This window comes from Alphaproteobacteria bacterium (assembly GCA_019695395.1).
Classification (GTDB): Bacteria; Pseudomonadota; Alphaproteobacteria; order JAEUKQ01; family JAIBAD01; genus JAIBAD01.
This window is the reverse complement of record JAIBAD010000060.1, coordinates 1-7257: the sequence shown is the minus strand read 5'-3', so window position 1 is coordinate 7257 and position 7257 is coordinate 1. Positions and strand designations below refer to the sequence as shown.

The following is a 7257-nucleotide window of genomic DNA, read 5'->3' as shown; positions in this document are numbered from 1 at the left end:
TGATACAGTTGATACGATAAACAGCATAACGGCTGTCCAAATGTCATAACGCAATGTCTACATAATTTCATATGATCCTGATTGGATCCAGGTCAAAAGATTTTGCGTATAATTTTGATGATGATGCGCAATGTCAAAAAAGATAAACCAAGATAATCCTGCACAAATAAGCATAAATAAAGTTGTGATAAGCTGGCTTATTCTATCACCAATTATTTTACCACCTAATCCCGCAATTAATGCACCTAATAAGGGAAGAAAAACAATAGCTATTCCCATTATTTTATCCCTTCATACTATTAATATCTTCAACCGCAATTGACCCACGGTTACGGAAATAAACAACAAGGATTGCTAGCCCAATAGCAGCTTCCGCTGCTGCTATTGTTAAAATAAACATAGCAAAAACTTGACCCACCAAATCTTGTAAGTAAGAAGAAAACGCAACAAAATTAATATTGACGGCAAGCAAAATTAATTCAATCGACATTAAAATTGTAATAACATTTTTTCTGTTCAAAAAAATACCAAAAACCCCGAGCGTAAAAAGTATTGTTGCTACAATAATATAATGTGTTAGCGTTATAATCATCATTCCACACCTTTTCCAATACCAACATCAATAATGTTAATTGTTTCTTTAACCTTGCGGCTTGTTTGTCTAGCAATTGATTGATGTTTAACATCCAATCTATGGCGCAAGGTTAAAGTAATAGCCCCAATCATAGCAACTAAAAGAATAACCCCTGCTGTTTGAAACACAATTAAATAATCTGTATAAATAATATCACCCAAAGCTTTAGTGTTTTGAATTTTATCTTCTATAGGATGGGCTAAATTAAGCGGCTTTTTATCTTGAAGAGAATTAATTCCCGTGCCGACAATGAAAATTATTTCTAAAAATAAAATCGTCCCGATAACTAATCCAATTAACGTATATTTTGATATGCCCTGTTTTAATTCAGCAAAATTTATATCTAACATCATCACAACAAAAAGAAATAAAACTGCAACAGCACCCACATACACAATAACCAAAGTCATTGCCAAAAATTCTGCCCCTAATAAAATAAAAAGGGCAGCCGAATTAAAAAAAGCAACAATAAGAAATAAAACAGAATAAACAGGGTTACGGGAAGTTATAACCATCAATCCCGATAAGATTGTTAAGGAAGAAAACAAATAAAAAGCTATAGCTGTAATCATAATTCCATTATCCTATCCATAAGGGTAATGAAACAAAATAGTAATACCATTATTATCCCCACATTTTTAATTTATCTATATGGTGCGTCTTCTTCAAGATTAGCCGCAAGTTGAACTTCCCAACGGTCTCCATTCGCCAAAAGTTTTTCTTTATTATAAATAAGCTCTTCTCTTGTTTCTGTTGCAAATTCAAAATTTGGTCCCTCGACTATAGCGTCAACAGGACATGCTTCTTGACATAGACCACAATAAATACATTTGGTCATATCTATATCATATCGGGTGGTACGCCTGCTGCCATCATCTCTAGGTTCTGCTTCTATGGTAATAGCCTGGGCTGGGCAAATAGCTTCGCAAAGTTTACATGCAATACAACGCTCTTCCCCATTTGGGTAACGACGAAGCGCATGTTCCCCACGAAATCTTGGACTTAAAGATCCCTTTTCATAAGGGTAATTAAGCGTGGCTTTGGGTTTAAAAGCATAGGTAAAGGTTACAAAAAGCCCAGATATTAATTCCCATAAAAGTAATGATCGCAAAGATCTAAACAAAATTCATATCCTTAATTAACAAGTTCAATTTATTATAAAACATAGGTAATAAAAGCTGAAGTTAAAACAACCCAAAGTAATGACAAAGGTAAAAAAACTTTCCATCCTAATCGCATAAGTTGATCATAACGGTATCTTGGAAAAGCCGCTCTTACCCAAATAAAAACAAAAAGCACAAAAGCAATTTTTAAAAATAGCCAAATTGGACCCGGTATTAGAGTAAAAGGAAAAATAGCAAAAGGAGGAAGCCATCCACCAAGAAACAAAATGCTGGTCATCGTGCTCATTAAAATCATATTGGCATATTCACCTAAAAAAAACATACCAAATGTCATCGCGGAATATTCTGAAAAATAACCCGCAACAAGTTCTGCTTCAGCTTCGGGTAAATCAAATGGCGCCCGGTTTGTTTCAGCTAATACAGAAACAAAAAATATAATAAACATCGGAAAATGTGGAATAAAAAACCAAACAGTTTTTTGAGCTTCAATAATAGTGCTAAGATTAAGGGAACCGGCTGATAACAAAACGCTAATGATAATAAGGCCCATAGATACTTCATAAGAAATCATTTGGGCTGCAGAACGTAACGCCCCTAGAAAAGGATATTTTGAATTACTTGCCCACCCTGCCATAACAATTCCATAAACACCAAGGGATGAGATAGCAAAAAGATAGAGAATACCCACATTAATATTGGCAAGAACGATACCTTGATCAAAAGGAATAACCACCCAAGCAACTAAACTTAAGATGAAGGTAATCATAGGAGCAACAACAAAAATAAATCGGTTAGCCCCACTTGGGATAATGGTTTCTTTCGTTAAAAGTTTAAGCCCATCTGCAATAGGTTGCAATAATCCAAGCGGTCCCACTACATTAGGACCTTTTCTAAGTTGCATCACTGCCATAACTTTTCTTTCTGCATAGGTAAGGTAAGCCACACATAAAAGCAGAACGATAATAATTCCAACAATGTAAAGTGCTGTCAGAATAGCAGGCCAACTATATTCCCAAAATTCTGAACCCATAAACATTTATATTTTCTCTTCTATTGGTAATTGGTTAAAAGTTTGCGAACATTTTGCCATGGTGGGTGATGCTCTGGTAATTGGATCCGTCATATAGAAATTATTAATTGGCAAAACAAAAGGTTTATCAGATATAGCTATCTTTTCTGTAATAGAACGTTCTTTATTATACCATTCTGCACGTACCAATTCATGAGACGTAGAAAAATTTGGATATTTTATGGTTAAACGTTCATATAATTCCATATAATCAATATAGGGCAAATTAAAATTTAATTGTTCGGCCAAAGCACGTAAAATTTTCCAATCTTCTTTGGCATCACCTGGGGGGAAAGCAGCCATACTGGTATGTTGAATGCGTCCTTCCAAATTAACATAGGTTGCTTTTTTTTCTGTATAAGCAGCACCAGGTAAAATAACATCGGCACGATGTGCACCCTTGTCACCATGATGACCTTGATAAATAACAAAGCTGTTTCCTAGTAATTTTGTATCAATTTCATCGGCCCCTAAAAGATAAATGACATCCATATCACCTTTTGCTGTAGCTGCCAAAATTTCTGGAACATTTTTTCCATCTGATGGTGGGACAAAACCTATATCCAAACCACCTACCCTACCTGCCGCGCGATGTAAAAGATTAAACCCATTCCAATCATTTTGAATAAAATTAAATTTTTGAACAATTGTATAAATGACATCCTTTATTTCAATAACATCAGGTCTAGTTAACACATGTGATCCTACAATCACCATTGGTTTTTTGGCTTGGTCCAACACGCGTGTAAAGTCATGATTACCTAAAGCAATATCTATAAGCGTTCTTGGGTTGTTACCCAAATCATGAATTGGATATGTTAAATCCGTTTTTGGTCCCAATGATCCAATTGTAAAATTGCCTTGTAAAAAACGCTTACGTAATCTTGCGTTAATAAGGGCAGCTTCCCATCTTGGGTTAACCCCAATAAGCAAACATAAATCTGCCTCTTCAATTCCTGCAATTGTTGTATTAAATAAATAGCTTGCCCGATCAAGATGATTAATCGCTTCACCATATTGCCTGCAATCATAATGGGGACTTTCCAGTCTGGTCATTAAATCTTTTAATACAAACATCGATTCAACATCAACCAAATCCCCAGCAATTGCAGCAATACGATGGGGTTTGCTATTCCGCATTTTACTAGCAACTATTTTTAAAGCATCAGTCCAAGATGTTTCTTCTAATTTTCCATGACGTCTTACATAGGGCCGATCAAGACGTTGTTGAAGCAACCCATCACACGCAAAACGGGTTTTATCTGAAATCCATTCTTCATTAATATCTTCATTAATTTTGGGTAATATCCTTAAAACTTGGCGTCCTCTTGTATCAACACGAATATTGCTCCCAACCGCATCTAAAACATCAATCGTTTCTGTCTTTTTTAATTCCCATGGTCTGGCAACAAAGGCATAAGGTTTTGATGTCAAAGCACCAACAGGGCACAAATCAATTAAATTACCTGAAAGTTCTGATGCAATTGCCTTTTCTAAATAGGTATTAATTTCAAGATGTTCGCCTCTACCCACCGCACCTAATTCTTCTGCACCGGCAATCTCTGTTGCGAATCTGACGCATCGTGTACAATGGATACAACGTGTCATTGATGTTTTAATTAATGGACCAAAATCTTTGTCACGAACAGCACGTTTATTTTCATGATATCGGCTGCGATCAAATCCATATGCCATGGCTTGATCTTGAAGATCACATTCCCCACCTTGATCACAAATGGGACAATCCAAAGGATGATTAATCAGAAGAAATTCCATCACCCCTTTACGTGCTTTTTTAACAAGATCAGATTGGGTTTTAATAACCATACCATCAGCCACAGGCATAGCACATGACGCAATTGGTTTGGGTGATTTTTCCATTTCAACCAAACACATACGGCAATTGCCGGCAATTGATAAACGTTCATGATAACAAAATCTAGGTATTTCAATACCCAAAGTTTCACACGCCTGTAAAACAGTTGTGTTGGCTTGAACTTCAAGCTCGATGCCATCAATATTTAATTTTGGCATAATCTTAAACTTTCCTTAAGCTGCAATAGGAGAAATATTATTATTATCACGAATACGTCTTTCTAATTCTGGTCTAAAATGTTTTATTAATCCTTGAATTGGCCACGCTGCCGCATCACCTAAGGCACAAATGGTATGGCCTTCTATTTGTTTGGTTACATCATATAACAAATCTATTTCTTCAATTTTAGCTATACCTTTATTTAATCTTTTCATAACACGCCACATCCACCCTGTACCCTCACGACATGGTGTGCATTGGCCACAACTTTCATGCATATAAAAATGGGATAGTCTTGTAATGGCTTCAACAATATCGGTTGATTTATCCATAACAATAACAGCAGCTGTACCCAAACCAGATCCCACCGCACGTAAACTATCAAAATCCATTAATATGGTATCACATATTTCTTTAGGGATAAGTGGAACAGATGATCCACCAGGAATCACAGCCAATAAATTATCCCATCCACCCCTGACACCACCAGCATAACGTTCAATTAATTCGCGCAAAGGAATACCCATTTCTTCTTCAACATTGCATGGGCTATTCACGTGGCCAGAAATGGAAAAAATTTTTGTGCCTGTATTTTTGGGTTTACCTAAACCATTCCACCACGCTGCTCCCCGTTTTAATATAGTGGGGACAACAGCAATAGTTTCAACATTATTAATAGTAGTTGGACATCCATATAGCCCAACAGCTGCTGGAAATGGTGGCTTTAATCTGGGTTGTCCTTTTTTACCTTCCAAACTTTCTAATAAAGCAGTTTCTTCCCCACATATATAAGCACCTGCCCCGCGATGAAGATAAATATCCAAGGCATAATTTGATCCACATGCATTAGGACCAAGACATCCAGCTGCATAAGCTTCATCAATAGCTTCTTGCAGATGCTGGGCTTCATGATAAAATTCACCCCTTATATATATATAACATGTATGGACATTCATCGCACAGCTTGCAAGCAAACATCCTTCCAATAACATATGGGGATCATAACGCAAAATTTCCCGATCTTTGCACGTACCAGGTTCGGATTCATCAGCATTAACCACCAGATATGAAGGTTTTCCAGCATTATTTTGTACTTTAGGCATAAATGACCATTTAAGTCCTGTGGAAAAGCCAGCCCCACCCCGACCACGTAAATCAGATTTTTTAATTTCTTCAATAATAAATTCTGAACCTTTTTCAATAAAATTCTTGGTATCAACCCAGTGTCCTCGTTTTTGAGCGCCAGGAAGATGCCAATCTTCTTGACCGTAAAGATTTTTAAAAACTTTATTTTGTTCGCTTAACATATTTTACCCATTAATCTCATTTAGGTTCTGAGCCACGACGCCCTTTTTGTGATCCTTTAGGTGCTGGTTTATTTTCTTCCAAAGATACCAAAATATTTTTTAAACTATCCGCATCTAAATCTTCATAAAAATCATCGTTAATTTGAACAACAGGGGCGTTACAACACCCACCTAAACATTCGACTTCAATCATTGAGAATTTTTTGTCTTCAGTTACATCACCAAGACCAATATTTAATTTTTCCTGGCATGCTTTTACAAGATCATCAGATCCCCGTAACCAACAAGGTGTTGTTCGACAAATTTGAATATGATGTTGTCCCACAGGTTTTAAATTAAACATGGTATAAAAACTTGCAACCTCATAAACGCGGATCTCAGGCATATCCAAAAAATGTGCGACATAATTAATAGCATTTTTGGGTAACCATCCACCTACTTGCCTTTGCGCCAAATCTAATAAAGGTAAAACCGCACTAGCCTGCCTGCCAGGAGGATAACGCTTCATAATATTTTGCGCCTTAGCCAAATTATCTTTATCAAATACAAAATTTTCTTGCTGCATTTTATTACCGATCAATCTCTCCGAAAACTATATCCATCGACCCCAAAATTGCAACAGCATCTGCAAGCATATGACCCCGTGAAATAAAATCCATTGCCTGTAAATGGGCAAAACCTGGTGCCCTGATCTTGCAACGATAAGGTTTATTTGACCCATCAGCCACCAAATAAACACCAAATTCCCCTTTTGGTGCTTCAACGGCTGCATAAACTTCACCTTCGGGTACATGAAAACCTTCGGTATAAAGTTTAAAATGATGAATTAAAGCTTCCATCGATTGCTTCATAGCTTGACGTTTTGGTGGGGTAATTTTTCTATCATCCGAACAAAATGGTCCATCTGGCATTTCTTTTATACATTGATTGATAATACGTAAAGATTGACGCATTTCTTCAACCCTAACCAAATAACGATCATAACAATCCCCTGTTTTACCAATAGGAATATCAAAATTCATTTTATAATAAACCATATAGGGTTGGGATTTACGAAGATCCCAAGACATACCCGAAGAACGCAACAT

Annotated in this window: 9 protein-coding genes; all 9 read right to left on the bottom strand. The window is 36.4% G+C overall.

Translation table 11 applies throughout. The features are described 5' to 3' along the window. Positions 1 to 57: 57 nt before the first annotated feature. A complete protein-coding gene (locus K1X44_08555) occupies positions 58 to 279 on the bottom strand; it encodes a hypothetical protein (GenBank protein MBX7147341.1) in 222 nt (73 codons plus the stop codon). A gap of 4 nt (positions 280 to 283) precedes the next feature. Continuing rightward, positions 284 to 592 (bottom strand): NADH-quinone oxidoreductase subunit NuoK, encoded by a 309-nt coding sequence (gene nuoK, locus K1X44_08550; protein ID MBX7147340.1) that lies wholly within the window; start codon positions 590 to 592, stop codon positions 284 to 286. Next, positions 592 to 1206 carry an NADH-quinone oxidoreductase subunit J gene (locus K1X44_08545; protein MBX7147339.1) on the bottom strand — a complete coding sequence of 205 codons (615 nt, stop codon included), beginning with the start codon at positions 1204 to 1206 and terminating at the stop codon, positions 592 to 594. Before K1X44_08545 ends, nuoK begins: the two co-directional genes overlap by 1 nt. 71 nt (positions 1207 to 1277) lie before the next feature. After that, complete coding sequence (gene nuoI, locus K1X44_08540; GenBank protein ID MBX7147338.1) at positions 1278 to 1760, bottom strand: NADH-quinone oxidoreductase subunit NuoI; 483 nt, start codon at positions 1758 to 1760, stop codon at positions 1278 to 1280. Positions 1761 to 1789: 29 nt separating this feature from the next. Next, positions 1790 to 2788, bottom strand: a complete 999-nt coding sequence (gene nuoH / locus K1X44_08535; GenBank protein MBX7147337.1) for an NADH-quinone oxidoreductase subunit NuoH — start codon at positions 2786 to 2788, stop codon at positions 1790 to 1792. 6 nt (positions 2789 to 2794) lie between these two features. Then, a complete protein-coding gene (gene nuoG, locus K1X44_08530) occupies positions 2795 to 4861 on the bottom strand; it encodes an NADH-quinone oxidoreductase subunit NuoG (GenBank protein ID MBX7147336.1) in 2067 nt (688 codons plus the stop codon). A gap of 15 nt (positions 4862 to 4876) precedes the next feature. Next, positions 4877 to 6169, bottom strand: coding sequence for an NADH-quinone oxidoreductase subunit NuoF (gene nuoF, locus K1X44_08525; protein ID MBX7147335.1), 1293 nt, complete (start codon positions 6167 to 6169; stop codon positions 4877 to 4879). A 16-nt stretch (positions 6170 to 6185) separates the two neighbouring features. Beyond that, on the bottom strand, positions 6186 to 6734 hold the full coding sequence (gene nuoE / locus K1X44_08520; protein MBX7147334.1) for an NADH-quinone oxidoreductase subunit NuoE: 549 nt from the start codon (positions 6732 to 6734) through the stop codon (positions 6186 to 6188). Between the two features lie 4 nt (positions 6735 to 6738). Continuing rightward, positions 6739 to 7257: NADH-quinone oxidoreductase subunit D (locus K1X44_08515; protein ID MBX7147333.1), on the bottom strand; the 519-nt coding region annotated here is incomplete at its 5' end.

What these genes read in the sequence shown, in the direction of transcription:
- nuoK (MBX7147340.1), bottom strand. Translation starts at nt 592, where the DNA reads ATGATTATAACGCTAACACATTATATTATTGTAGCAACAATACTTTTT.
- nuoE (MBX7147334.1), bottom strand. Translation starts at nt 6,734, where the DNA reads ATGCAGCAAGAAAATTTTGTATTTGATAAAGATAATTTGGCTAAGGCG.
- nuoH (MBX7147337.1), bottom strand. Translation starts at nt 2,788, where the DNA reads ATGGGTTCAGAATTTTGGGAATATAGTTGGCCTGCTATTCTGACAGCA.
- K1X44_08555 (MBX7147341.1), bottom strand. Translation starts at nt 279, where the DNA reads ATGGGAATAGCTATTGTTTTTCTTCCCTTATTAGGTGCATTAATTGCG.
- nuoF (MBX7147335.1), bottom strand. Translation starts at nt 6,169, where the DNA reads ATGTTAAGCGAACAAAATAAAGTTTTTAAAAATCTTTACGGTCAAGAA.
- K1X44_08545 (MBX7147339.1), bottom strand. Translation starts at nt 1,206, where the DNA reads ATGATTACAGCTATAGCTTTTTATTTGTTTTCTTCCTTAACAATCTTA.
- nuoG (MBX7147336.1), bottom strand. Translation starts at nt 4,861, where the DNA reads ATGCCAAAATTAAATATTGATGGCATCGAGCTTGAAGTTCAAGCCAAC.